The sequence below is a fragment of the Pseudenemella bisphenolivorans genome (assembly GCF_051133435.1).
Taxonomy (GTDB): domain Bacteria; phylum Actinomycetota; class Actinomycetes; order Propionibacteriales; family Propionibacteriaceae; genus JAAYAO01.
The window spans coordinates 190,916-216,504 of sequence record NZ_JBPGNY010000005.1; the positions used below are offsets into that span (position 1 = coordinate 190,916).

Sequence of the window (25,589 nt, forward strand, 5' to 3'; positions counted from 1 at the left end):
CGGCACACCATGGCCGCCGGTGGCCGCGGGCTTTCCGGGGGTGTCATGATGGACGCCCGATGGACCGGCACCACCACGTTCTGCCATGGCCTGTCGGCCAGTGACAGGAGATTGTGGTGAAAACCGTTCTGCGGAGCCTGCATCGTGGCGAGTGGGGGCTGATCGCCGTCAACGCGGTGCTGATCTACTGCGCGGTCTGGCTGGATCTGCGCATCCCGGAATACATGACCGAGTTGACGGTCATCATCCAGACCCCCGGTGGCACGGTCTCCCAGGTGCTCCGCGAGGGCGGCTGGATGCTGCTGTGCGCGCTGGGGTCGCTGGCCTGCTCGATCGTGGTGGGTTTCACCGCCGCCCGGGTGGCAGCCGCGGTATCACGGCGCCTGCGACACGGGGTCTACGCGAAGGTGATGGACTTCTCGCTCAAGGAAATCGGCGACTTCTCCACCCCCTCGCTGATCAACCGCACCACCAACGACATCACCCAGGTGCAGTTGCTGGTGGTGATCGCGATGATGGTGATCATTCGAGCCCCGATGATGGCGATCCTGGCCCTGGCCAAGATCAGTCGAACCCACTGGGAGTGGACCGCGCTGACCGCCGCCACGGTGCTGGTGATGTTGGTGATCATCGGGACGATGATGAGCTACGCACTCCCCCGCTTCCGCCGCACCCAGGCCCTCACCGACGACGTGAACCGGGTGGCGCGCGAAAGCCTCACCGGCCTGCAAGTGGTGCGCGCCTACCGGGCCGAGGATTTCCAGGAGGCGAAGTTCGACGTCGCCAACAAGCGCCTCACCCGCAACACCCTGCAGGCCAATATGGCGTTGACGGTGATGAACCCGACGATGTTCCTGGTGATGAACGGCCTCACCCTGGGCATCTACTGGATCGGGGCGCTGCTGATCAGCGACATCGCGATCACCGGCCCCGCCGACTTCAACGACCGGTTGACGGTGTTCTCCAACATGGTGGTGTTCATGGCCTACGCGATGCAGGTCGTGATGGCTTTCATGCTGCTGCTGATGGTGTTCATGATGGCTCCGCGTGCTCTGGTGTCGGCGAACCGGATCGGTGAGGTGCTCAACACCCGGGCCACCATCGTCGACGGCACCCGTACCGCCGGGAACCCCGATCGAGCCGGAACCGTGGAGTTCCGCAATGTCGGTTTCCGCTTTCCCGGCGCCGCCGAGGACGTGCTGCACGACATCTCGTTCATCGCCCACCCGGGCGAGACGGTGGCGATCATCGGGGCCACCGGCTCGGGCAAGACCACCGTGCTGAACCTGGTGCCGCGGTTCTACGACGTCACCTCCGGGCAGGTGTTGGTGAACGGGGTGGACGTGCGCGAGTACACCCAGGAGGCGCTGCGCGAAACCATCGGCTACGTCCCGCAGAAGGCGGTGCTGTTCGCCGGCACGATCACCGACAACGTCGGCTACGGCAAACCGAATGCCTCCCGGGCCGATCTGGAAAGGGCCGTGGCGATCGCCCAGGCCCGCGATCTGGTCGACCGCGACGACATCGGCTACGACGGTGAGGTCGCCCAGGGCGGCACCACCTTCTCGGGTGGGCAGCGCCAACGCCTGTCGATCGCCCGCGCAGTGGCCTCCGATCCGCAGATCTACCTCTTCGACGATTCCTTCTCGGCGCTGGACTTTCGCACCGAACGGGGGTTGCGCGACGCCCTGGAACGTGAGACCGGTGATGTGACCACTCTGGTGGTGGCCCAACGGATCGGCACCATCCGTCATGCCGATCGGATCGTGGTGCTCGATTTCGGCCGGACGGTCGGGGTCGGTACCCATGACGAGCTGATGGAAACCTGCGCGGTTTACCGCGAGATCGCCGAGTCCCAGCTCAGCGCCGAGGAGCTGGATCGATGAGTGCCCCGGAGAAGGTGCAGAAGGAACCCGACCGCCAGTTCGGTCGGGGCCCGCACGGCATGGCGATGGGTGGTGAGAAACCGAAGAGTTTCGGTACCGCGATGCGTCGGCTGGTGCGTTTCGCCCGACCGTTCCTGCCGATGATGGTGGCGGCGCTGATCCTGGAGACGGTCAGCATGATCACCCGCCTGATCGGGCCGGGCAAGATCAGCGAGATCACCGACCTGATCGTGGCCGGGTTGGGCGCCGACATCGATATGCCCTCGATCATGGACATCGTCCGGTTCCTGGTGATCATCTTCGCGATCGGTGCGGTGTTCAGTCTGGTCAGCGGTTTGCTGCTCACCCAGCTCACCCAACGCGCCACCCGTTCGCTGCGCACCGGCATCGCGACCAAGACCAATCGGCTGTCGGTGCGGTATTTCCAACGTTCCAGCACCGGTGATCTGCTGTCGAGGTTGACCAACGACATCGACACCATCGGCCAAACGATGCAGAACAGCCTGATCGGCCTGGTGTCCTCGACGGTGCTGTTCGTCGGCGCGTTCTTCGCGATGGCCTTCACCGAATGGCGGATGACCCTGGCCGCGGTCGGGGCCTCGGTGATCGGCTTCGCCTTCATGTCGGTGATCATGCGCCGCTCCCAGCAGTACTTCCGGGGCCGGCAACGCTGGCTCGGCAAGTTGAACGGCCATGTCGAGGAGACCTATACCGGGCATCTGGTGGTGAAGGCCTTCAACGGTGTCGGCCGGGAACGGGCCGAGTTCGACCGGCTCAATGACGAGGTCGCCGAAGCCGAATGGCGCTCGCAGTTCGTGTCCGGGCTGATGCAGCCGCTGATGATGTTCATGGGCAACCTGGGCTATGTCGCGGTCTGCGTGGTCGGCGCGGTGCTGGTGTTGGATGGGTCGATCACCTTCGGCACGATCGTGGCCTTCATGCTCTACATCCGGTTGTTCACCCAGCCGATGATGCAGTTGGCCCAGGCCGCGACCAACCTGCAATCGACCGCGGCGGCCTCGGAGCGGGTTTTCGAGTATCTGGACGCCGAGGAGCTTCCGCCCGAACACCCCACTGCGACCCGGCCCGACCCGGTGCGCGGCGCGGTGGAGTTCGACCACGTCCGTTTCGGTTACGACCCCGACCGTCCGGTGATTCATGATTTCACCGAATCCTTCGTCCCGGGCGAGACGATCGCGATCGTCGGACCCACCGGGGCCGGGAAAACCACTTTGGTGAACCTGCTGATGCGGTTCTACGAGGTCGATGCCGGTGAGATCCGGATCGACGGGGTTCCGATCACGGCGATGACCCGGGCCGAGGTGCGGTCGATGTTCGACATGGTGCTGCAGGACACCTGGCTGTTCGAGGGCACCATCGAAGAAAACATCGCCTTCAACACCGCCGGCGCCACCCGGGAACAGATCGAACGCGCCTGCCGCGACATCGGTCTGGACCACTACGTGAACACCCTGCCCGAGGGCTTGGACACGGTGCTCACCGATGCCACCACCCTGTCGGCCGGGCAACGGCAGTTGCTGACCATCGCGCGATCGATCGTGCACAACGCCCCGATGCTGATCCTGGACGAGGCGACCAGTTCGGTCGACACCCGCACCGAGGTGTTGGTGCAACAGGCGATGGCCGAGTTGACCGAGGGCCGTACGTCCTTCGTGATCGCGCACCGGCTGTCGACGATTCGCGACGCCGACCGGATTCTGGTGCTCGACCGGGGCGATGTGGTCGAGTCGGGCAGTCACGACGATCTGCTGGCCGCCGACGGCGTCTACGCCACCTTGTACCGCAGCCAGTTCGACACTGCTGCGGATTGAACTCGATCGAACCTCAGCGGGTGGCGAGCAGCACCACGTCCAGGGCCGGACGCGGGGCCCCCTCGATGCTGCGTTTGCGGATCTCGGCGATCTGCACGGTGAGGCCGGTATCGGCCAGGTCGGCCAACAGGTCGTCGGCGTTGTAGAGCACCTCGGGGTTCTGCGGGCCACCGTGACCGTGTTCGGGGTTGGCGGTGTCATGGCCGACCACCACCATGACTCCCCCTTCGGCGACGGCTGCAGCGGCCCGCTGCATCGCGATGGCCCGCTCGGCGGCCGGTACCTGCAGGTAGCTGAGCACCACGGCGTCGTAGGGGCCGGCCGGCCAGTCCTGGTGCACCACATCGGCCACCACCCAGTCGAGCCGGTCGGCCAGCCCGACCTGTTCGGCGGTTTCGCGTCCCTTGGTCAGGCCCTGGGCGGAGAAATCGACCGCGGTCACCGTCCAGCCCAAACCGGCCAGCCACAGGGCGTGGCGGCCCTCACCGGCGGCCAGATCGACCGCGGTGCCGGGGGTGCGCTCGCCGAGCAGTTCGGCGATCCACACATTGGGGATCGGGCTCCACACCGATTCGGTGCCGGCGTAGCGATCGTCCCAGGCGTGTGCGTCCATCTGTGAATCCTCCTGTGGGGTCACCGGTTACCTCCGGACTTGTTGCCGCGTTTCTCCCTGGCGCGGACCTCCAGGTGCACCGGGGTGCCGCGGAAGCCGAAATCTTCGCGCAGGCGGCGTTCGATGAAGCGCAGGTAGCCCGGTTCGATGGTGCCGGAAGTGAACAGGGCGAAGGTGGGCGGGCAGGCGTGGGCCTGGGTGCCGAACAGCACCCGAGGTTGCTTGCCGCTGCGCACCGGGTGCGGGTGGGCGGCCACCACCCGGCCGAGGAAAGCGTTGAGTTTGCCGGTGGTGATCCGGGTGCCCCACGATTCGAGGGCTTCGTTGATGCCGCGTTGCAGCTTGTCGACATTGCGGCCGGTGAGCGCGGAGATGTTCACGTGTCCGGCCCAGCCGAACTGCACCAGGTCGCGTTCCATCTCGCGTTCCAGGTAGCGGCGGCGTTCCTCATCGGTCAGATCCCACTTGTTGAAGGCGATCACCAGGGCACGGCCGGCGTCCTCGACCATCGACAGGATGCGGGTGTCCTGTTCGCTGATCGGTTCGGAGGCGTCGATCACCACGATGCACACCTCGGCGCGTTCGATCGCAGCCGCGGTGCGCAGGCTGGCGTAGTACTCGTGCCCGGAGGCCTCCTTCACCCGGCGCCGGATGCCGGCGGTGTCGATCAACTGGAAGGTCTCACCGGCGATCTCGACCAGCTCGTCGACCGGGTCGACGGTGGTGCCGGCGACATCGGAGACCACCGAACGCTCCTGGCGGGCCAGCTTGTTCAACAGGCTCGATTTGCCCACATTCGGCCGACCGACAATGGCGACCCGCCGGGGGCCACCGGGGGCCGGGGCGCTTTCGGTCGGGGCGTCGGGGATGACCTCCATCAGGGCGTCCAGCAGGTCGCCCGACCCGCGCCCGTGCAGGGCCGAAACCGGGTGCGGCTCCCCCAGGCCGAGGTTCCACATGGACGCGGCCTCGGCCTCGGTGCGCTGGTCGTCGACCTTGTTGGCAGCCAGAACCACCGGCTTGTGCGAGCGGCGCAGCACCTGGACGACCGCCTCGTCCTCATCGAGGGTGCCGACGGTGGCGTCCACCACGAACAGCACCGCATCGGCGGCGGCGATCGCCAACTCGGCCTGTTCGGCGATCTGGGCGGCCATCCCCTGGGCATCGGAGACCCAGCCTCCGGTGTCGACCAGCACGAACTCGCGTCCGTTCCAGTTCGCGTCGTAGGAGACCCGGTCGCGGGTCACTCCCGGCACATCCTGGACGACCGCGGCGCGGCGTCCGATGATGCGGTTCACCAGGGTGGACTTGCCGACGTTGGGACGCCCGACCACCGCCACGACCGGTTTCAGTGCGAGTGCGCCCGCTTCTTCGGTGTCGTGCCAGCCCGGGGCGTCCAGGTTGTCGTTCATCACATTTCCTTCGATCGAATCGACCCCTCAGGCTACACGCCCGCTGCGACCCATCCGCTGCCTAGACTCGCGGTCATGGATCCGCGTATTCCTCCCCCGATTGTCGGCCGTGACCTGGGTGCGGAGTTGCGTGCCCTGAACAAGCAGTTGCAGGACCTGAGCAAGCGTGAGGCCGACCGGATCGAGAAGATGCTCGCCGCCGACGACCTCAGCGACGAAGAACGTCAGCACTGGAGGGGCGAACTCGAGCGTTTCCGCAAGGTGCAGTCCACCGAGCTCGACTGACCCCGGTACGGCTCAGTGTGGCAGGGGTTCGCCCGGTAAGCGCATCCCGCTGCTGAGCTCCACCCGGCGCACCTCGGCCGAGAGGCGGTCGGCCAGCACACCGGTCCACTGCGCCACCGATTGCCTGGTGCGCGGCCAGGCCAGCTCGGGTACGTCGGTGATCGGCGCGCCGTACTCGATGTGGATCCGGGCCCCGCGGCCGGGGAGTTCCTTGGCGGTTTGGCCGGGCAGCCGGGTACCGAGCAGGGTCACCGGAATGATCGGGGCACCGGTGACCATCGCCAGGTAGGTGATGCCACCCATCAGCCGGGTCATGTCACCGGTGGCGCGGCGGCCCTCGGGGAAGATCGTCAACGCGTAGCCGCGCTCGAGCACGTCCAGACAGCGGCGGATCGCGCCCACGTCGAGCGTGTTGCGGTCCACCGGGATCTGCCCCATCGAGGTCAGTACTCGGCCGACCAGGCCACGGAAGAGATCGGCCTTGGCCAGGGCGATCGTCGGCCGGGGTGCGGTGATCACCGCCAGGGGGCCGTCCAGCACGCCGAGGTGGTTGACCGCCAGCAGGGCCGGGCCCTCGGGCGGCACCAGATGGGTGCCTTCGGTGCTGATGTCGAACCACCGGCGCAGGCCGAAGTCGGCCCAGGGACGCAGGGCGGTCAACAGACCGGTTCCTGCGGGGCGGGTGGTGACGAGTGAGCGCTGATGGGGGTGGGTCAGGAGGCTCATGGTCGGGTTACGTCTTTCTGTCGCGGGCTGCGCTAACCAGTTCGGAGACCAGGTCGATGACCTGATCCAGATTGATGAAGGTGGAATCGATGACGTGTACGCCGTCGGCGGCGGTCTGGAACTCCGCGACCTTCGAGTCGTCCCGGTCGCGACGCAGCACCTGATCGGTGACGTCGGCCTGGTCGACCCCGTCCAGTTCGGCCTGCCGGCGCGCGACCCGAGCCTCGGGGTCGGCGACCAGCAGCACCCGCACATCGGCGTCGGGTGCCACGACCGTGGTGATGTCGCGGCCCTCGGCGACGATGCCGCCGGGGCTTTCGGCGATCTCGGCCTGCTGGCGGGCGATCAGGATCTCGCGCACCGCCGGGATGGTGGCCACCACCGATACCGACTCCGACACCCGCGGGTCACGGATCGCTTCGGTGACGTCGTGCCCGTTGATCTCGACCCGGGGATTGTTCGGGTCGCGGGTCATCACCAGGTCGGCCTCGCGCACCACCCGGGTGATCTCCTCGGGACCGGCGTCGATCAGTCCCGCCTCCAGCACCGCCCAGGTCATCGCCCGGTACATTGCGCCGGTGTCGAGGTACTCGAATCCGAATCTGGTCGCCACCCCGCGTGACGTCGATGATTTACCCGACCCGCTGGGGCCGTCCATGGCCACGACCAGTTCACTCACGAAAGTCACACTACAACCGGCAAATCGAAGAAACCGTGGCGTCCGGGCAACGTGTCGGTAACAGGCTGCGGTCCACTGGGGGCCGGTTCAGCCGACGAACCAGCCGGCCTCGCGCATCAGCCGCTCCAACTCGCCCCGGCGTTCGGGGTCGACCGCGACCGACAGCGAACCCACCCGACGCACCGGATCGTGTTCGATCGACACGTCCTCGATGTTCACCCCGGCTTGGGAGATGTCGGTGAACAGCTTGGCCAGCGCACCCGGGCTGTCGGGAATCTCCACCACGACCTGGGCGTAATCGACCAGCGGGGCGCCGTGTTTGCCGGGGATTCGCCGGGTTCCGGCCCGGGCTCCCTCCAACACGCTACGCACCCGGTCCGAGGGCGGGTTGTCCAGGGCCTCGATCACCTCGTTGAGGCGTTCGCGCACCCCTTCCAGTTCCGGACGCAGGGCCCGGGCATTGGTGGTGATGATCTGTTCCCACAGCACCGGATCCGAACCGGCGATCCGAGTGACATCACGCACCCCCTGACCGGCCAACCACAGGTGTTCCCGCGGTACGTCCAGCAGATGATCGGCCATCAGCACCGACATCAGATGCGGCAGATGCGAAATCCGGGCGACGGCTGCGTCGTGATCGTCGGGGTCGAGGAAGATCACCCGTCCACCGCAGGCCTCCCCCAGCCGGTGCACGGTGTCCAGGGCCTCCGGGGTCGCTTCCCGGTGCGGGGTGATCGCCCAGGTGCGATCCACGAACAGGTCGGGACGGGCGGTGACCGGCCCGGACAGGTGGGAACCGGCCATCGGGTGGCAGCCGACGTAGCGGGTCAGGCTGACATCACCGAAGTGTTCGGCGAGTTGCCGCAGCACGGTGCCCTTGACCGATCCGACATCGGTGACCACGGCCGAGGGGTACTCCAGGAGCGCCTCGGCGACCACCGAGGCCAGGGCGGTCGGCGGCACCGCGACCACCACCAGCTTCACCTCACCCTCGGGGATCGGCACCAGTGATCCGGCGCCCAGGGTGGCCGCGACCCGGGCATGGCTGACGATGCGATCGCGCAATTGCACGCGTTCGCCGAACTCGGTCAGCGCGGCACCCACCGAGGCACCCAACAGCCCGGTACCGATCACCACCACCGGGCCCAGAGCGGGCTGGTTCACGAGGCCTGTTCCAGCATCTCGGCCAGGGTCCGGTCATTCAGCCGGCGGAACTTGCGCGGGGCCACCCGGGTGCGGTCGAGGACGGCGACCTCGAGGGAATCCACGTCCAGGGTGCGGTGTTCGGCACTGTCGCTGCCCAGAGCATGTACCGCCAGGCGCACCGCGTCGTCGAGGGCGATGTCGTCGTGGTAACCCTCGGCCACCACCGCGCTGATCGCCTCGGTGGCACCGCCCATCACCGCGAAGTTCGCCTCATCGGCCACCGACCCGTCGTAGGTGAGTCGGTAGATCTCGTCGTGGCCGGGATCGGAGCCCAATTCGGCGACGATCAACTCGACCTCGTAGGGCTTCTCACCACCACTGGAGAAGATCGTGCCGAGCAACTGGGCGTAGGCGTTGGCCAGCCCGCGGCCGGTGACATCGGCCCGGTCGTAGGAATAGCCGCGCATGTCGGCGTGCCGGATGCCCGCGATCCGCAGGTTCTCGAACTCGTTGTACTTGCCGACCGCGGCGAAGCCGATCCGGTCGTAGATCTCCGAGATCTTGTGCAGGGTCTGCGAACGGTTCTCGGCCACCATGCAGATGCCGTCGGCATACTGCAACACCACCACCGAACGACCTCGGGCGATGCCCTTGCGGGCGAAGTCGGCCCGGTCTTTCATTTGCTGTTCGGGGGCGACGTAGAACGGCGAGCTCATGGGTACTTCTTTCCTGTCAGGTCAGGGGTGCGGCGGGACCATCGGGACGTTCGCGACGCCCGGCGATCACCTCATCGGTGATCTCGGTCATCAGGTCCTCGGACAACTCGCTCACCCCGTCGGGGCCGGCCACCATCACGATCGGGTAGATCTTGCGCATCAGGTCGGGCCCACCGGTGGCGGCATCGTCGTCGGCCGCGTCGAACAGGGCTTGCACGATCGCGGTGGCGATCCCGCGCAGGTCCAGATCGGGACGGTAGAGCTTCTTCAGCGTGCCGCGGGCGAAGATCGAGCCCGAGCCGACCGAATGGAAGGACGTCTCCTCGTACCGACCGCCGGTGGCGTCGTAGGAGAAGATCCGGCCCAACTCCGCGGAGTGGTCCCAGCCGGCGAACAGCGGCAGCACGGCCAACCCTTGCAGGGCCATCGGCAGGTTCTGCCGGATCAGGGCCGAGAGCCGGTTCGCCTTGCCGTCCAACGACAGCGGGGCGCCCTCGATCTTCTCGTAGTGCTCCAGTTCGACCCGGAACAGCCGCACCATTTCGACCGCCAGGCCGGCCGCCCCGGCGATGCCGATCAGCGAGTACTCGTCGGAGGCGTAGACCTTCTGGATGTCGCGCTGAGCGATCAGGTTGCCCATCGTGGCGCGGCGGTCACCGGCCATCACCACCCCGTCGGGGAAGGTCGCCGACACGATCGTGGTGCCGTGTGGGGAAAGCTCACCCATGGGTTGCCCCGCATGCCGGAAGGGCAGCACCTCGGGTGCCACCTGCGAGACGAACTCGCTGAACGATGAGGTGCCCGCGCGCAGGTAGGCGGCGGGCAGAACTTCGGGACGGCTCACTGGCCACCTTTCTGCACGAACGAACGGACGAACTCCTCGGCATTGGACTCCAACACGTCATCGATTTCGTCCAACAAGCTGTCGAAGGCCTCGTCACTGGGCCGGGCCTGCACGGTTTGCTGCTGATCGGCCTGCTCGTCGGCATCGTCGCCGCGCCGCGGCCGTTGCTGATATTCCTGCGCCACTGCCCCACCTCCTGTCGATGTCGCAGGCCAGCCTACCCGGGTTAGCCGCCGGACAGCGCCCGCAGCAGTTCCTCGACCGTGTCACAACGATGCACAAGCTGCTCGGTGAGCTCGCGGGTACCGCGCAGAGGTTCGATCATCTCCACCCGGTGCAGAGCTCCGTCCCCAGTTGCCAGAATCAGCGAATCCCAGGACGCGGCGCGCACCCGGTCACCGAACTTCGCCATCACCCGGCCCCGGAACCAGGCCCGGGTGTCGGGAGGCGGATGGTCGCGGGCGTTCCGCACCGCGGCATCGTCGACGATCCGTTGCATCCGGCCGCGTTCGGTCAACCTCCGGTACAGACTGCGGGCGGGATCGACGTCGGCGTACTGCAGGTCGATCAGAGCGAGTTTGGCCGCATCCCACGCCAGGTCGTCGCGGGCCCGGTACGACTCCAACAGGCGGAGCTTGGCCACCCAGTCGAGTTGATCGGACAACGTGTACGGGTCGGCGCGCAGACCGTCGAGCACCTGCTGCCAGCGGTCGCAGACCTCGGCTGATTCGCTGCGTTGGGCGTCGGTCAGATCGGCGGCGTGGTCGGCCAGATACTGCCGGCACAGTTCCAGCCAGCGTTGCTGGAAGTCGAGCGCGGTGCAGGTGCTGCCGTCGGCCAGTTCCAGCGGCGCGGTACAGGTCAGGTCGTGGCTCACCAGGTGCATCGCCGCGACCGGGTGGGCAAGTTTCAGTTCCTCGGCCCGCGAGCGCGGCAGCAGGCCGGCACTGATCGCGCGCAAGACCAGGGCCGCGGTGCCGAACTTCAACCAGGTGGCCACCTCACTGCGGTTGGCATCACCGGTGATCACATGCAGCCGTCGGTAGATCTTCGGGTCGGCGTGCGGCTCATCGCGGGTGTTGATGATCGGGCGCAACATGGTGGTTTCCAGGCCCACTTCGCGTTCGAAGAAGTCCGCGCGTTGCGCGATCTGGAAGCCGGCGACCTCCGAGCCCTGGCCGATCCCGACCCGTCCGGCACCGGTGAAGACCTGCCGGGTGACCAGGAAACCCGTGAACTGGGTGACCACCCGGTGGAAGGGCGTCTCGCGGTGCAACAGGTAGTTCTCGTGGCACCCGTAGGCCTGGCCCTTGCCGTCGGTGTTGTTCTTGTACAACCGCACCGGACGTCCCAGCCGGGCCTCGGCGAGCCGTCCGGCCTCGGCGACGATCGTGTCCCCGGCGACATCCCAGGCCACCGCATCTCTGGCGGTGGTCACCTCGGGTCCGGAGTACTCGGGGTGGGCGTGGTCGACATAGAGCCGGGCCCCGTTGGGCAGGATCGTGTTCACCAGCCCGGTTTCGATGTCGGTGAGTTGATCGGGATGTGCTTCGCTGCGGCCCAACCGGTGACCGCGGGCGTCGCTGAGTGGTTCCTCGGAGCTGAAATCCCAGCCGGTGCGGCCCGCGGCGTGGGCGTCGAGCCAGGCCTTGAGGACGTGGTGGGACAGGTACATCGGGTGCAGCGGGTCGCTCGGGTCGTCCCCGAGCAGGGCGATGCCGTACTCGGTTTCGATTCCTCCGGCGGGAACGCTCACAACACGCCTTCGCGTTGCAGGGCCCAGCGGATCGGGTCGAGCACCCGGAAGGAGGCGATGCCGTGATCATGAAGGTTCTGACCGTCGGTCGGGGCACCGAGTGCCGACACCACGAAGAAGCGGTGATCCAGGCTGCGGCCCGAATGGGGACGTTCCACCGCGGTCACGATGTGACCGGCACCCAGGCGTTGCAGCAGGGAGCGCACCTCGGCGTGGAGTTGATCGGCATCCACCGGGTTCAGCGCGGGCCCCAGCGTGAGGCCGGAGTCACGGATGAAGGCCGCCCCGGAGTTCGACATGATCCGCGACAGTTGCGTGCCCTCCACATCGCGCAGGGCCTGCATGGTGTCGAACTTCGACAACACCACCCCGAGCCGGGGCTGGCCCGGCCCGATCAGGCGGTGCAGGTTCTCCAACACCAGAGCCGGATCACCACCCTCGTGCAACTGGGCCGGAATCAGGTCGCGCAATTGGTCGCGCACTTCCGAGACCTGGGTCGGGTCGAAAAGGAACAACACCGCCGAGGCGTCCTGGAAGAAACCGAGGTGAGGCTGATTGTCCGGCGGATTCTCCAGGTCCTCCCCCGCGACATCGCGCAGCACCAGGTACCGCGGCACGCCGCGGATCGTGCCCAGCCCCAGAATCAGCGGTTCGCGCTGATAGGAGTCGGACAGGTTCGCCCGCGGCGTGGGCGGGATGATGCCGCGCGCCTCGTACAACGGACGTTCGTAGACCCGCTCGTAGATCTCCCGGCTGGTGCTGGTGACGAACCTGACCGTGGTCTCCATCGCCTCGGCCAGCAACTCCAACTGCTTGATCAGCACACCGATGTAGATCGACTTGCCGGTGGCCCGGGCGCCGGCCAGCGCCACACAGGTGGCCTGACCGTGCCGCCATTCGTCCGGCAGGTGGTAGTGGCAGCGCGGGCAGCACTCCCGGGTGGGGCCCTGGCAGCGTGGGCAGATCACACCGCGGACGGCGGCCTGCGGGGCGGCGTTCAGCATCGGACGCCAGGTCACCGGGGCGCCGTGCCACCGGCTGGCGATCTGGTCGGGTTCGGGCTTGCACGCCCCCACGCACATGAAGGTGAGTTGTTGGGGCGGCAGGTTGACGAAACAGTGCGGGCATTTCGTCACCGCGTCACCCCCGCCATCGCGTCCACGGTGTGGTTGCCGACGATGCCGCGCACCAGGCTTTCGGTGATCGAGTGCAGCAGATTCTCGTCCTGCAACAACTGATCGGCCAGTCCGGGCCCACCGGCGTGTGGGCCGATGTGTTCGGCGACCGGTACCAGGGTGTGTCCGCTGCGACGCCCGTGCAGGGCCGGCCACGTGCTGCGCGGAGCCATCAGTACCCCGTGCCGGCGGGTACCAGGGTCGGGTGCGGTGAGGGCGGGTGCGTCGCTGAGGACGATCTGGACGGTTCCGGACGGAGCGGAGGCCGGCGGCCGGAAACCGGTGCGCAGGGCGGCACCGGCGACCAGGTCGGTGACGGTGCCGGGCAGGGTGACCGCCTCCCCCGTCGCCGGGGTGTGTCCGGTGGTGCCGACGATCGCGGTGAACTCGCGGTCGCCGCTGATCACCCGGGAGAGACCGAGCAGCACTTCCATCGCCGCGGTGAGGTCACCGGCCTCGGCCAGCGCCCTGGTGGAGGCCGAGGCGTCGACGACCACCTGCAGGCCGACCGCCTCGTGATCGGCGACCGCTTCCACCCGCAGCAACCGGCGGGCGGCGTCCCGCACCGCGGCGGCCAGTGGCGGCAGTGGGGTGTCCACGCGGATTCCCAGGGCGGTGACCCGTACCCGTCCGCTGTGGGGTTCGAGCCGCAGCAGGTCGCGGCCGGACAGTCCCGAGACATCCACCCCACTGACGGTGGCCTGATCGGGGTCGATCTCGGCGCGGGATTCGGGCGCCACCGAGATGTCGAGCACGCTGCCGGGGCTGAACTGTCCGCTGCCGGGTTCGGCCCGCACCACGACCTCGTCGGTGAGGGTGGGGATGACCAGGATGCCGCCGCCGGGATTCAGCACCCCGGGGGCATCCGAGCCGTCCGCGCGTCGGGCCCGGGCCTGAACCTGGGCGCCCCGAATGCGCACCGTCAGTGGCTGGGCCGGCAACATCGCATGGGCGCCACCCTCAAGTACGTACGTGGGCATCGGAACCTTCCTTTCGGTGGCGTTGCTGAGCCCAGGCCCGCAACCAGCGGTCGGTGCGTCGGTCGAGCCTGGCACCGGCTTGATCGGCCTCGGACAGCAGGTGCTCGGCGTACTGCTGAGGGGTGCGCGGTTCCTGCTGCCAACGTCGGACCATGATCGCCTCGATCAGGGACGCCTCACCCGTTTCGGCATCGGCCACCTCGACCCCGTGCAGCCAACGTGCCTCGGCGCTATGCGGCAGGTCCAGATCCGGTTGGCCGTGCAGCAGCCACCACAACAGGACCGCCTCGGGAAGCCTTGGCTCGGCCCACCGGTTCACGGCCTCGAAGCCACGAATCCGCACAGCCCCGATGCGGGTGAACCAGGCGGGGTCGACCGGGCGTCGGGCCAGCACTGCGATCGCCAGGGCACGTCCGGCGTCGTTGCGCATCGGGTGCACAGTGCCCGGCGGCAGTTCCGGGACGGCCTCCAGCAACCGCCCGAGCATCCGCACCACCTCGTCGGGATCGGTACCGGTCACCCAGGCGGCATCGGCCAGCCGCAGGCGGCTGCGCGCCACCTTGCCGTCGCGGCGCTCGGCCAGGGCCTGCCACAGTCGGGGGTCGTCATGGCGCACTGCGACCGCAGTGAACCCGTCGGCCGGCAGGTGCGGGTACCGGACGACAAGCTCCTGCACCCAGGGCAGTGGCCAATCGGCCACGGTGTCCGGCAAATAACCGGGTGAAGCCTTCGGGTGCCGATCCAGGTCGGTCACCACCAGCCAGGCCACCTGCTCGGGGGTGGCCTGGCCGTGCCGTAGCCGCGACCGGATCAACTCCACCGTCAACGCGGACGGACGGTGGTCCGGGTCGTCGAAGGGCGAGGCTGTCGGCAACGGGTCGGGCTCCCCCAGTTCCGGACGGGGTGCGAGCCACTCGACCACGTCGGGGTTGATTCCTTCGACCGGTGTTTCACTGCGGTCCAGCAGGGTCCACAACCAGGTGCGGGCCGGGTCGGTGATCGTGTACTGCACCGCCGCGAGCAGCCCGGCCGCGTCGTCGGACAACAGGCCGGGCAACAACAGGTCGGTGCACAACCGCACCAGAGCCTGGTTGGCCTTGTCATGCCAGCCGGCGCCCACTGCCAGCGCCAACTCCAGCACGTGCAGACCGGCGCTCAGCCTGGTGACGGGGTCGGTGTCGAGGCGCATCACCCGTTGCGCCGCCTCGGCGGTGGTGTCGGCCATCTCGGGCGCCGGTTTCGACCCGGTGGCCGGTGGGATTCGGGTCGGTCCGGGAGCGGTGAGCCAGGCGTCGTCGCAGAAGGCCAGGTCTGCGTAGACCTCGGCGTCCAAGGTGGTGGCCCCGTCGGCCGTCGCGGCGGCCCAGGCTCGTTCCAGGTCGCCACCGGCGGCCCGGCGCAGGGCCCGGCCGGTGCGGGATCGCAGGTCGGATTCGTCGACGAAACCGGCCGGGGAATACCACTCCAGAACGCGGTGTGCTTCGGTGAGCACGTCCAGGTCCCAACCATCGGCGACCAGCTTGGCCAGCGGCCAGGCCGGGTGCAGGGTGCCGTCGTCGATGCCGGTGCAGGCCCGGTCGATGGCTTCGGTGACCCGGACGAAGGCATCTGCATCCTCCAGCACCTCGGCGACCATCACCGACCAGGGGGTGACCCGCACCGCGTCACCGCGGTCGGTGCGGTGTGGGGCCCCGTCGAGGTCACCGACCTCGACCGGTTCCCCGGCGTCCAGCACCACCAGGTTCTTCGTGCGTTCCAGGGCGTCCAGGTCGGCCACCGGTACCGCGACCAGATGCAGGCCCAGCACGCGGGCATCGGTCAGGGTGTCGGCCCGTTCCAGGGTCGAGAACCCGTGCCGTGCCGCGGTGCCCGGAGCCATCATCAGTTGTACCGCGGCGATCCAGGTGGCGGCTTGTTCCAGGTCGGACACCCCCAACACCACCATCGGGCCACCTTCGAGAGCGGCCATGGTGGCGTCCAGCAACACCTGCAGCACGGCGAGGTGTCCGGTGCGGGGGGCGAACAACAGGTCGGCGACCGCCTCGGGGGTGAGCACACCGGGACGGGGTGGTTCGGGCCGCTGCAGTTCGGCGGCCAGCACCTGCTCGGCTCCGTAGGGGGTGAGCCAGTCGGGGCTGCGCCAGGTCAGGATCGGCCGGACCCCAGCGGGGGTTCCGTCGCGATCCAGCAGCACGTGGGCGAAGACATTGCCGGGTCGTCCCGACGCGTCGAAACCGGCCGGGGCGGTGTGCCAGGTGATGGTGCCCGGCGCCAGCGCCCCGGCCCCGGCATGGCGCATCCGCCGTGGCAGGGCGGCGATCTGTTCCGGAGTCGGGAACCGGGGCAACTCCGCGCCGGCATCGAGTTGGGTGGCGACGCGGGCGCTCAGGTACTGCACCTCGTCGGGGTTGAGCCCGCCGATCGTCTGTTTCACCTGCCAGCCGCCGGGTAGACCATTGCGGGCGTCGAAGGACGTGTAGGTGAGCTGGCCGTACCGGGTCACCGAACACCACCCAGGCGCAGATACTCCATCGGCGGGTCGAGCACGGCGACCGCCTTGAGGTCGTCGACGCGCACATCGGCGAACACCCGCAGGTAGCCCGGGCCCAGGGAGGCGATCTCGGCCACCCAGCCGGTCGACCACTGAGAACTCAATCCGGCCGGGGCGAACCTGGCCATCAGCGGGCCGTTGGGGCCGGCCATCTCGGCCCGCACCTGCACCGTGCTGCCGTCGTTGACGTCCAGCGGCAGGCGGGTCGGGTTGTGTACCAGCACGAACGGGGGCGCGGTCGGGTTGTCGAACTCACTGCGCACCCGCACCATCATCAGCCCGTTGCCCAGTTGTTCACAGCCGTAGTACAGGCGCATCAGGCCGGGGTATCGCACCGTGGTCGGGCGTCCGACGATCTTCTCGCCGCCGGCGAACGACAGCGGCACCAGGTGCAGGTCGCAGCCGGTGGCATCGAGCAGTTGGGGGAAATGCAGCCCGCCGAACCGCTTGTAGGCAGCGGCCGAGATCTCGGCGAAGGGAGTGCCGCCGATCGCCAGTTCGGCCGGCTCCCCGGGCGGGGACATGAACACCTGGACGGTGGCCGCCCCGTCCGGCCAGGGCATGGTGAGCACCTGCTGGGTCACCCGCTCGAAGATCTTCGCGTCCCGCACCGACCGGGTGCGCACCTGCGGGATCGTGCGTCCCACCCGGGCCTGGTCGCCGTGCAGCACGACCGGGGTGAAGTAGGTGCGTACCCAATCGCGCGGCCACGGCACGTCCTGCATGATCGCCTTGCCGTCGGCGGTGGCGGCGATCGGATGGGCCAAACGTTCGTCGGCGGGCAGCCGCATCTGGGGAAGGGCGTCGGCGGCCACGGTTTCGGCCTCGGCACCGGGCAGCGGGCCGAGGGTGGTGCGGAAGATCACCACCCGGCCGATCTTGGGCGGGGTCCAGGTGAGGTCGAACTTGGCGCCGTCCTCGCCTTCCTCCAGCGTGCAGGTGAGGTCGTTGATCGGATCCAGGATCGCTTTGGTGGTCAGCGGCACCACCGTGGGCAGCGACAGTTGCAGGGCCCCGTCCACATCGGCTTCGACCAGCAGTTGGTAGACGTAGTGGCGGCCGGGTTCGGCGCCGTCGTCGACGAAGCCGCCGATATTGGCCTCGTTGGTCAGAATCCGGTACTGGGGATCGCCGGTGCCGCCGTGGGCCATGTCGGCGGGCACCCGGAAAACCCGTACCCCGCGGACACCGGGGGCGACACCCCATTGGCCGATCACCCGGCCCTCGTCCTCACGGATGTCGACCGCGGTGGGCTTGGCCACCACTGCGGCCTGGGCGTGCAGGCGGGGCTGGTTGGCCCAGGCATCCTCCTGGGTCGGGCCGTCGTTGACCCATACCTGGTATCGGCGCACCGGGCCGGTGGGTGGGCGCACGTCGGTGGCACCCAGCCGGGTGGTAACCGCGACCACCTGGCCGACATCGGGTGAGTAGGGGGTCATGTCGTCGCTGGCCACCAGCCGGTAGATCACGAACCAATCGGCCTTGGCCAGCCTGTCGTCATCAGGACGCCCGTCGCGGTCGCGGTCGGTGTTGCGCCATGCGGGCCAGCGCAACAACAACTCGTTGCCCTGGCCGCTGGCACGGATCGGCAGCGGATCGGGGTTGATCTCCTCGCTGAAGTCGACCGGGGCGAAGCTGTCCAGCAGGGGGGCGATCTTGTCCGGCTCGTCCCAGGAGACGTGTACCTCGTTGGGGTCGGCGGGTCGCTCGGGAGCCGAGAGCCCGGATACTGCGGGTGCGGCGGCAGCCGGGGTGGGTTCGGGTTTGGCCCGGCGGGCGGTGGCGTGGAAGGCATTGACCACCCGCAGGATGTCGGTGGCCCGGGCGCGGGCCGAGGCCGGTAGTACGGCGGCGATCTCCTCCACCGTGCGGCTGTCGTTGGCGACCACCATCCGCAGATGCCGGTCCTTGACCTCGTCGACGTTCTCGTCGTCGCGCCAGGCCCGCAGCCGGGTGATCAGGTCGTCCTCGCCGTCATCGGTGTCCGGTGCGGGTGCCGGCTCGGTGCCCCGACGGGGCGCGACCTGCTGGTCTCCCCCGGTCTGTGCTGGGGGTTGCTGCTGCGGTGGTGGCTGTTGTCCCGGCGGCTGGGCGGGCTGTTGCCCCGGCCCGGGACGGCCCTGGTTCGGCACGATCAGCGATCCGCCGGAGGGCATCACCGCATCCGAGGGCATCGAGGCGGAACTGCCACTGCTGGGATGACCACCGACCAACTGCCATCCGGGGGCGGACGCGGCGCTGCCCGGGGGCGGGCCACCGGGGCTGGGTGGCGGCACCTGCACCTGGGGTGGCCGGGCAGACGGCGGTTGTCCCAGTCCGGGACCGGGGGCGGGATAGGGGCCCGGCATCTGGGGGCGGCCGGCCGAGGGCATCTGGCGGGGCTGCCCGGTCGGTGGTGGCCACGCTTGCGGACCGGGCGGCGGATACCCCGGGCCGGAGCTGGGCGGCGGTGGTGTGGAGCGTTGCCGCACCTGGCCCACGGGGTCGCGGTGGCCGGTGTCGGCCAGCCACATCAGATCCATCATCACCTGACGCCAGCGGGCGACCAGGGGTGAGTTGGCGCCGGCCGGGATGCCGCGGTGCAGGGCGATGCGGCCCAGTTCCAGGTCGTTGGGCACCGCCATGCCCCGGGCCCGGGATTCCGCGGCCCACTGCAGCAGTACCTGACGTCGGCGTTCGGCTGGGGTCATCACTCAGAACACCATCCCCGAACCCCCCGGCATCTGCGGCGGCGGGTTCGTCCGGTCGGTTCCCGGGGCCGGGACCGACGATTCGGAGGCTACCGGGGCGGGCTCGGCCCAGTCGGTGGTGGCCGACGACGCGGGAGCGGTCGCGACCCCGGTGAGGTCGATGTCGTACTCTGCGATTCCGGCCGACAACTCGGTGAGCACCACCGCGCTGGACAGGCCGTCGGCCACGCTGCGCGGCCAGCGGGTGGCCACCCGGGCCCGGTCGGCCAGCCGGGCCTCGCGGCTCAGGACGCGTTCGTCGAAGCGGCGGGTCTGGTCGGCTTCGTCACCGAGGCCGCCGAGGAAGTCGGCGACCGGAACCGGGTCACGCTGCCCGATCACCCGCACATCGGAGATCAGTCGGCCACGCAGGTCGGACGAGCCGTGGCTGAGTTCGTCCAATACCCTGCGCCACAGTTCCTCGGCGGCTGCCTCCCCGGCCCCATCGCGTTCCAGCAGCGCCGACCAGCGGGTCAGCCAGGATTCGCTGACCCCGGCCCGCTGCCCGAACATCCGGCGCGGATCTTCGCTGAGGTCGAAGGCCTGCGGGCCGAGTCGGGCACCGGCATCGGCCAGGGCGCGCTCCCACGGCGCGGAGAGCCAACCGGGCACGAACACGGTTCGGCGCAGGTGGGCGACCACCTCGCCGGTGGCCCGCGGTTCGGGTACCGCGAAGCCGACCTGGGCGTTCAGCGGTAGACCGGATTCCAGGGCGGCGACCCCGGCATCGCGTCCCCCACTGCGTCCGAAGGGTTCGTGCACCACCACGCCCAGCACCCGGGTCCATTCCTGGAGCTGGCCGTAGGCCTCGGTCTGGCGGCGCAGGTCACGGGTGGCGATCCGCAGGTTCTCCCGGTCGGCTTCGGCCTGGGAGACCGCGACCTTGCGTCGGTGCAGATCCCGGAACAGTTCGCGCTGGCTGAGCATGAACAGCACCATCGAGGTGACCGCCCACAGCACGAGGTTGATCGCGATGCCGATGCCGGCCGGCAGCCAGTTCAGCCAATCCCGGGCCCCACCCAGGATCAGGGCGGCGACCGAGACCAGGAAGACGATCAGTACCGCGCGCATCCAGGCCGCGATCGACTTCTGGCGTTCGGCGGTGCCGGTGTCCAGGTCGACCGGGGCGGCCTGGGAGGCCTTGGACATCAGGGTGCGCACCTCGTTGCTGGTGTCCATCAACTGCTTACCGAGCAGGGCGCCGGTGCGGGCGGCGTAAGAGTTGTTGTGGCGCTGCTGCCAGTCGGCCAGGTCGCGCAGGGTCTGGTCGACCTCACGGGCCAGGCTGGGCTGATTCGACAGCGCCAGCAGCCGCTGCTGCAGGGTGTGGGTGCCGAGCGGATCGCCGGCGCGCACGGTGGTGATCTTGACCGCATTGGACACCCGCGGCGGGATCGCGGTGAAGGCATCGTCCGGGGACGGCGCCACCAGGCCGGGGTGGCGCAGCACGCCACGGTCGGTACCGACCTGCACCGGCGGCAACGCGTGGGAGCGGTCACCGGCGTCGATCAGAGTCAGGCCGACCTCGACATAGTCACGCCACACCGGGGAGAAGTCGCCGCTGGACTCATGGCGACGGGGGCCGCCGCCTTCCAGGGCGTTCTCCAGATCGGCCGAGGCCCGGGCGATGTCCTGCCAGTCGGCGTCGCCGCTGGCCAGTTCACCCTTGGCGACCACGTTGAAGGCCGACGGATCCGAGCCGAAGACTAGGGCCTGCGCGCCGCGGGCGGCAGCGGCCGAGACGTTGCCCACCACCATCGAGTACCACTTCATCGGGGCCAGGGTGATCGAGGCCCAGATGAACGAGAACAGCATCGACAGCGCACGTCCGATGCCGACCTTCTCGGCGGGAGTCGCCGCGGGCTGCACCCGCTGGCCCCGGAACAAGGGGGCGTGCTTGCGCAACACCGCCATCGCCATGTCATGAGTGGCCATCGCGGCGTCGTCGATGTAGACGGCCTCGGTGCCGTGCAGCCGGGGCCGAGGCACCTCACCGGTGTTGATCACCTCTTGGCGTACCCGGTCGGCGACCTCACGGGCATCGAGCCGGCGGTGGAAGGAACGCACCAGCCGGATGGTGCGGCCCGGGTCGGGGGTGACCCCGTCCAGGGGTGCTTCGCTCAGTCCCGACCACAGGCCGGTCACCCCGGCGATCGCGGCGGCCGCGTCGGGGCCGATCGTGACCGGGTCGGTGGCCGGGTCGAGCAGGGTCTGGCCGCGTCCGGGGCCGCGGGATTCCTCGGGGGCGATCAGCAGGTTGTGCCAGCCCTCCCGGGCGAACTCACCGCGTCCGGTACCCGAGGCGGGACGGGTGATCAGGCAGCGCAACAGCTCGACCTGCGGTACCGCGCCGGTGCGCAACACCACCTCGTGCACGGCGTGCTCGATCCGGGACGAGGCCGCGGGGGCTTCGCCGAGCACCGGCACCAGCACACACAGTCGCACCCGGCGCCAGCGTCGTACCGTCACCACATCGTCCAGGCCCATGCCGGTGCGGTGACCGTTGTCGACCACCGTCGCCGCGATCATGCCCGAACCCATCGAGCTCGGGTCGACCACCGCGAAGGGAGCAACCAGCCCGGCCGCCGACCAGTCGACGAGGGTTTCCACCACGCCGTCGGCGGGGCCGGGTGGTGCCACCAGCACGACCAGGCTGTCGCTCACTCAGAACACCCCACCATCGGGGATGTGCACGGTCTTCTGTTCCGGCTGGGCCGGACCGCTGCCGCCCAGGGGTTGGCCGGCCGGGGCGTTCACCCGGGCCAAGGCCTCGTCGACCATGCCGGACAACTGCCGGGTCGCCCAGAACACGTCCGGTGCCAGGTCCCGGAAGATCGGCGTCTGCGAGGCGGTGTCGCGGTCTTCGATCACCGAGAAGGTGCCGCCACCGGGGGCGCCCGATTCGCCGGGGGCCATGAAGTGCACCGAGGCCAGCTCGGAGATGTTGTGCAGGAACTCCTTGGCCGCCTCGGCCCGCTCCTCCGGGGTCGACGCGGCCGCCGCGGCAGCCACCCGGGTGGTGCGGCCCGATCCGATGTCACCGTCGCGCAGCCAGGTGAGCAGCAGTTGCTTGCCCGATCGCTCCACGATGCCCGAGGCCGGCCCCAGCGGGCTGGCGTCGAACAGGCTGCGCAGCGCATGGTACGGCGCCATCGAACCCATCACCGGACGTTCGTGGCTGCGCGACAGGGCCAGCAGGATCGATTCCAGTACTGCCGGCAACCAGTCATAGGGAGCCTTGAATCGTTCCGGCGGGGTGAGCAGCGGGTGCGGGAAGGGCTGCCAGGCCCGCTTCTCGATGTCGAACACCTGCGCGGCCTGGTCGAAGGGCGGTTCGGGCAGTTGCACCGCACCGACCACCTGGCCCAGGAACCAGCCGGCCACCATCGCTCGACGCTCCTCGGTGCCCATCGGCAGGGCGGCGTCCAGCGGCCGGGTGCGCCGGTTCGCCCAGAAGGCCTCCCGTGCGGCCGGCGGGGTGGTCGCCCACTGTTCCGAGACCGGCCGCAGCATCGAATCGAAACACACCGGGGCGTACAGCGGGTACGACCCGAACACGTCGATGCGGCGCACCTGATCGGAGTCGCCCACCGAGCGCAGGTAGTTGTCGCGGCTCGACTGGTCGATCTGCGGGTTGTTGACCAGCACCCGTTCCAGGTCCTCGGCCACCGGCAGGTTCGCGAACGGCACCGACGAGAACTTGAACCGGTATTCGGCGGCATTGCCGCCATGCAGCAACTGCACCAGCCCGTCGTTGGCGCTGATCAACGGCAGGGCCAGGGTGAGGGCCTGCTGGAATTTGTCGGAGATGTCGGTACTGCGCTGGGCACGCTCCGACTCCATCGCCCCCACCCCGCGCACGTAGTCGCGCAGTGACAGCGAGCAGAAACGGTGGAAGGACTGTTCCGGACGGGCGACGAACAACCGGGCCCGCTCCAACAGTTCGGCGGGCCGGGCGTGCACGTCGAACCGGGCCCGGCTCGGCACGATCGATTCGCCGTTGTGCGGGTTGGTGGAGAACACCCGCGACTGCCAGCCGGTGGTGATCTCGATCAGCCCACCCGGGGGCTGCACCCCACCGGTGGTCTCCCACAGCCCCTGGATCACCCGCTGGGTGACCGCACTGCGGGCGGCCGGGAAGCCCTGGGTCTGGGTCTGCACCGAGGCCTGCAGGTCGGCGACGTACTGGCCCAGGAACTGCGCCGAGTTGGTCAGCAGCACCTCGTTGTTGGCCTCGTCGAAGCGTTCCGGGGCGCGGATGTCCTCGTCGGAGGGCCAGGCGTTGTACTGGTCGGTGGCCAACCGGGCCAGCCCGTCGTGGCGCACCGCCGAATCACGGGCCTGTTCCAGCAACCGCCGCTGTTCGTTGATCGCCTCCAACAGCGGGCCGATCACGTCGGTGCAGTACGACCCGAGCACCTCGGCCAGGCGTCCGGACGCCTTGGCGTACATGTGGTTGTGGAAGTTGTTCAGCAGCGCCGAGGCGATCCGGTCGATGATCTGCCCACCGTTGACGATCTTGCCGCGCATCCCGGCGATCGCGTTGGTGACCTCAGGCGGCAGGGCGACGATGTCGGTGTTATCGAAGCGGCTGAGTTCCTGGGCGGCCGGGATCACCGACTCCTTGAGGTGGGCTTCCATCCGCTGCAGCACTGCGGCGGCATAGGTCAGGCCGAGTTGGGCGATGGCCTGGCCCACCGCGTGCACGGTGCGCTGTTGCAGGCCCTGGGCGAACTCGAAACTCCAGGTGTAGGCCTGTTGGGCAGTGGCCTCGGTCAGCGCGCCTCGTTGGGCGGCCAATACCTGCGACAGAATCGGCACCCACTGCTGGGCCTCGTGCCCGTCCGGTGGTGGCAGTTGCCCGATCACGTAGGACGAGATCACGCCACGGCCGACCTGGTCGACGGTCTGGCGCGGCAGCGCCGAGGACTGCAACCAGTTCGCCAGGGGTCCGAAGTCCTTCGACCCGGATCCCTCGAAGAGACCGAAATCGGCGCAGGTGCGGCGCCACTGGCTGTGCACCAGGGCCTTGACCTGTTCGGTGCCCGAGGCGGTGTTGCCCTCCTGGAGGTGCCCGTCCAACAGACGGTCGACCGCCGAGCGGGCGATGCGCTGGGCGGCGTATTCGGCGTAGCGGTCGCGTCCCATCGACAGGGAGGCGAACCCGAAGGATCCCCACGGCAGCGCGTCGGCCTGGGCGCCCCAGCCGAGGTATCGCGAATCCGGCGGTACCGAACCGGTGTTGCCCAGATCGTAGGAGACGAACTGGCCGGTGGCTTGTTCCGACATCATCATCCCGGCCAAACCGCGGGCCAGGCCGCGGTAGATCGCCTTCGGGGAGCCGTCGCCGAACATGGTGCGTTGGGAGCCGACGAAACGTCCGACCGGGAACACGCGGGCGAACGGGATCTCCGGGATCGACCCGAAGGTGGCGCCCAGGGCGTCCAGCATCCGCATGTCGTGGGCGGCGGCCACACCGGTCTGACTGGCCACGATCTCACCGAGCATGGCCAGGGCGTTGGAGCGCACCCCGCTGCGGGCCGATTCGGGCAAGGAATCGAAGATGTCGGCCGAGACCATGAACACCGCCATCAGCTTCGGGTCCAGGCCCGGGATGGTGGTGAGCAGGCGGCACACGTCCAGCGCCATCGAGGCACCGGCACCGCCGGCCATCGACGACACCACCAGGACGATCGGCACCTCCTGTTGGGAGTAGCCGTCCATGTTCAGGATCCGTGCCGCCTGAGCCATCTCGGTGTGGGTCTCGTTGCGGTGCAGGTCATCCCAGGCGGCCTGCAGATCGTTGCGGATCTGCTCCACCTTCGACAGCGTGATGATCCGGCCGACCGCGCGGTACTGGCCGGCGCCGACCGAGATCGGGGTGGCGATCGAGGCGGGGTTGCGCGGGGCCCAGGTACCGATGGTGTCCAGCGCGCGGTTGCCGCCGAGGCGGCGGCTCACGGTGTGGTCGAGATCGGCGTAGGAGCCCGCCTTGGGGCCCAGGCCGATGTAGCGACCGCCCTGTTGTTCGACATTGCCCAGCCCGTCGGGGCCGTTCTCTTCACCGCTGGGGACGTCGACGTGCACGAACTGCCAGCCGGCGGGTATCCGGTCGATGCCTTCCGCGGCCAAGTCGGAGCGCAGTTGATCCATCATGTACGCCAAGGTGGATCCGCCTGAGCCGCCGTAGCCCAGTACCAGGAACCGCTTCATCGACCTTCTCCTTCATTTCCGGGTTGTTCCCGCCGTGTCACTGTCT

At 68.9% G+C, this 25,589-nt stretch carries 18 protein-coding genes; 3 read left to right on the forward strand and 15 right to left on the reverse strand.

Annotation, left to right across the window (positions count from 1 at the left end; genetic code table 11):
- The first annotated feature begins 116 nt into the window (after positions 1–116).
- Entirely contained in the window at positions 117–1,886 is a 1,770-nt protein-coding gene (locus ACR4XW_RS13195; RefSeq protein ID WP_434761025.1) for an ABC transporter ATP-binding protein, read from the forward strand.
- The gene (locus ACR4XW_RS13200) at positions 1,883–3,718 is read left to right on the forward strand and encodes an ABC transporter ATP-binding protein (RefSeq protein ID WP_434761026.1); all 1,836 of its coding nucleotides are present in this window, start codon (positions 1,883–1,885) and stop codon (positions 3,716–3,718) included. Before ACR4XW_RS13195 ends, ACR4XW_RS13200 begins: the two co-directional genes overlap by 4 nt.
- A gap of 13 nt (positions 3,719–3,731) precedes the next feature.
- On the opposite strand, the gene ACR4XW_RS13205 is transcribed toward ACR4XW_RS13200, so the two are convergent.
- Both ACR4XW_RS13205 and der read right to left on the reverse strand, forming a co-directional pair.
- Positions 3,732–4,331, reverse strand: a complete 600-nt coding sequence (locus ACR4XW_RS13205; RefSeq protein ID WP_434761027.1) for a class I SAM-dependent methyltransferase — start codon at positions 4,329–4,331, stop codon at positions 3,732–3,734.
- 20 nt (positions 4,332–4,351) lie between these two features.
- The gene (der, locus tag ACR4XW_RS13210; RefSeq protein WP_434761028.1) at positions 4,352–5,743 is read right to left on the reverse strand and encodes a ribosome biogenesis GTPase Der; all 1,392 of its coding nucleotides are present in this window, start codon (positions 5,741–5,743) and stop codon (positions 4,352–4,354) included.
- 75 nt (positions 5,744–5,818) lie between these two features.
- Between der and ACR4XW_RS13215 the strand changes: the two genes are divergently transcribed.
- Entirely contained in the window at positions 5,819–6,028 is a 210-nt protein-coding gene (locus ACR4XW_RS13215) for a hypothetical protein (RefSeq protein WP_434761029.1), read from the forward strand.
- Positions 6,029–6,040: 12 nt separating this feature from the next.
- On the opposite strand, the gene ACR4XW_RS13220 is transcribed toward ACR4XW_RS13215, so the two are convergent.
- The 13 genes from ACR4XW_RS13220 to ACR4XW_RS13280 all read right to left on the reverse strand — a co-directional run bounded on the left by ACR4XW_RS13220 (position 6,041) and on the right by ACR4XW_RS13280 (position 25,543).
- Positions 6,041–6,754: a lysophospholipid acyltransferase family protein gene (locus ACR4XW_RS13220; protein WP_434761030.1), complete on the reverse strand. Its 714-nt coding sequence runs from the start codon at positions 6,752–6,754 to the stop codon at positions 6,041–6,043.
- Positions 6,755–6,761: 7 nt separating this feature from the next.
- Positions 6,762–7,412 carry a (d)CMP kinase gene (gene cmk / locus ACR4XW_RS13225; protein ID WP_434761183.1) on the reverse strand — a complete coding sequence of 217 codons (651 nt, stop codon included), beginning with the start codon at positions 7,410–7,412 and terminating at the stop codon, positions 6,762–6,764.
- Between the two features lie 108 nt (positions 7,413–7,520).
- A complete protein-coding gene (locus tag ACR4XW_RS13230) occupies positions 7,521–8,597 on the reverse strand; it encodes a prephenate dehydrogenase (protein ID WP_434761031.1) in 1,077 nt (358 codons plus the stop codon).
- Positions 8,594–9,295 carry a proteasome subunit alpha gene (gene prcA, locus ACR4XW_RS13235; protein WP_434761032.1) on the reverse strand — a complete coding sequence of 234 codons (702 nt, stop codon included), beginning with the start codon at positions 9,293–9,295 and terminating at the stop codon, positions 8,594–8,596. The genes ACR4XW_RS13230 and prcA overlap by 4 nt, the downstream gene beginning before the upstream one ends.
- Positions 9,296–9,311: 16 nt before the next feature.
- Positions 9,312–10,139 carry a proteasome subunit beta gene (prcB, locus tag ACR4XW_RS13240; protein ID WP_434761033.1) on the reverse strand — a complete coding sequence of 276 codons (828 nt, stop codon included), beginning with the start codon at positions 10,137–10,139 and terminating at the stop codon, positions 9,312–9,314.
- Complete coding sequence (locus tag ACR4XW_RS13245; RefSeq protein WP_434761034.1) at positions 10,136–10,324, reverse strand: ubiquitin-like protein Pup; 189 nt, start codon at positions 10,322–10,324, stop codon at positions 10,136–10,138. Before ACR4XW_RS13245 ends, prcB begins: the two co-directional genes overlap by 4 nt.
- Before the next feature lie 41 nt (positions 10,325–10,365).
- On the reverse strand, positions 10,366–11,895 hold the full coding sequence (gene dop, locus ACR4XW_RS13250; protein ID WP_434761035.1) for a depupylase/deamidase Dop: 1,530 nt from the start codon (positions 11,893–11,895) through the stop codon (positions 10,366–10,368).
- Positions 11,892–13,031, reverse strand: coding sequence for a hypothetical protein (locus tag ACR4XW_RS13255; RefSeq protein ID WP_434761036.1), 1,140 nt, complete (start codon positions 13,029–13,031; stop codon positions 11,892–11,894). Before ACR4XW_RS13255 ends, dop begins: the two co-directional genes overlap by 4 nt.
- A complete protein-coding gene (locus ACR4XW_RS13260; RefSeq protein WP_434761037.1) occupies positions 13,028–14,050 on the reverse strand; it encodes a hypothetical protein in 1,023 nt (340 codons plus the stop codon). Before ACR4XW_RS13260 ends, ACR4XW_RS13255 begins: the two co-directional genes overlap by 4 nt.
- Entirely contained in the window at positions 14,031–16,553 is a 2,523-nt protein-coding gene (locus ACR4XW_RS13265; protein ID WP_434761038.1) for a GAP1-N2 domain-containing protein, read from the reverse strand. The genes ACR4XW_RS13260 and ACR4XW_RS13265 overlap by 20 nt, the downstream gene beginning before the upstream one ends.
- Positions 16,550–19,291: a SaeA-related protein gene (locus tag ACR4XW_RS13270; protein ID WP_434761039.1), complete on the reverse strand. Its 2,742-nt coding sequence runs from the start codon at positions 19,289–19,291 to the stop codon at positions 16,550–16,552. The genes ACR4XW_RS13265 and ACR4XW_RS13270 overlap by 4 nt, the downstream gene beginning before the upstream one ends.
- A gap of 3 nt (positions 19,292–19,294) precedes the next feature.
- A complete protein-coding gene (locus ACR4XW_RS13275; protein ID WP_434761040.1) occupies positions 19,295–21,994 on the reverse strand; it encodes a hypothetical protein in 2,700 nt (899 codons plus the stop codon).
- Entirely contained in the window at positions 21,995–25,543 is a 3,549-nt protein-coding gene (locus ACR4XW_RS13280) for a tubulin-like doman-containing protein (protein ID WP_434761041.1), read from the reverse strand. It abuts the gene before it with no gap.
- Positions 25,544–25,589: the final 46 nt, after the last annotated feature.

What these genes read in the sequence shown, in the direction of transcription:
- der (WP_434761028.1), bottom strand. Translation starts at nt 5,743, where the DNA reads ATGAACGACAACCTGGACGCCCCGGGCTGGCACGACACCGAAGAAGCG.
- ACR4XW_RS13215 (WP_434761029.1), top strand. Translation starts at nt 5,819, where the DNA reads ATGGATCCGCGTATTCCTCCCCCGATTGTCGGCCGTGACCTGGGTGCG.
- cmk (WP_434761183.1), bottom strand. Translation starts at nt 7,412, where the DNA reads ATGGACGGCCCCAGCGGGTCGGGTAAATCATCGACGTCACGCGGGGTG.
- ACR4XW_RS13205 (WP_434761027.1), bottom strand. Translation starts at nt 4,331, where the DNA reads ATGGACGCACACGCCTGGGACGATCGCTACGCCGGCACCGAATCGGTG.
- ACR4XW_RS13260 (WP_434761037.1), bottom strand. Translation starts at nt 14,050, where the DNA reads ATGCCCACGTACGTACTTGAGGGTGGCGCCCATGCGATGTTGCCGGCC.
- ACR4XW_RS13270 (WP_434761039.1), bottom strand. Translation starts at nt 19,291, where the DNA reads ATGACCCCAGCCGAACGCCGACGTCAGGTACTGCTGCAGTGGGCCGCG.
- ACR4XW_RS13220 (WP_434761030.1), bottom strand. Translation starts at nt 6,754, where the DNA reads ATGAGCCTCCTGACCCACCCCCATCAGCGCTCACTCGTCACCACCCGC.
- prcA (WP_434761032.1), bottom strand. Translation starts at nt 9,295, where the DNA reads ATGAGCTCGCCGTTCTACGTCGCCCCCGAACAGCAAATGAAAGACCGG.
- ACR4XW_RS13200 (WP_434761026.1), top strand. Translation starts at nt 1,883, where the DNA reads ATGAGTGCCCCGGAGAAGGTGCAGAAGGAACCCGACCGCCAGTTCGGT.
- ACR4XW_RS13280 (WP_434761041.1), bottom strand. Translation starts at nt 25,543, where the DNA reads ATGAAGCGGTTCCTGGTACTGGGCTACGGCGGCTCAGGCGGATCCACC.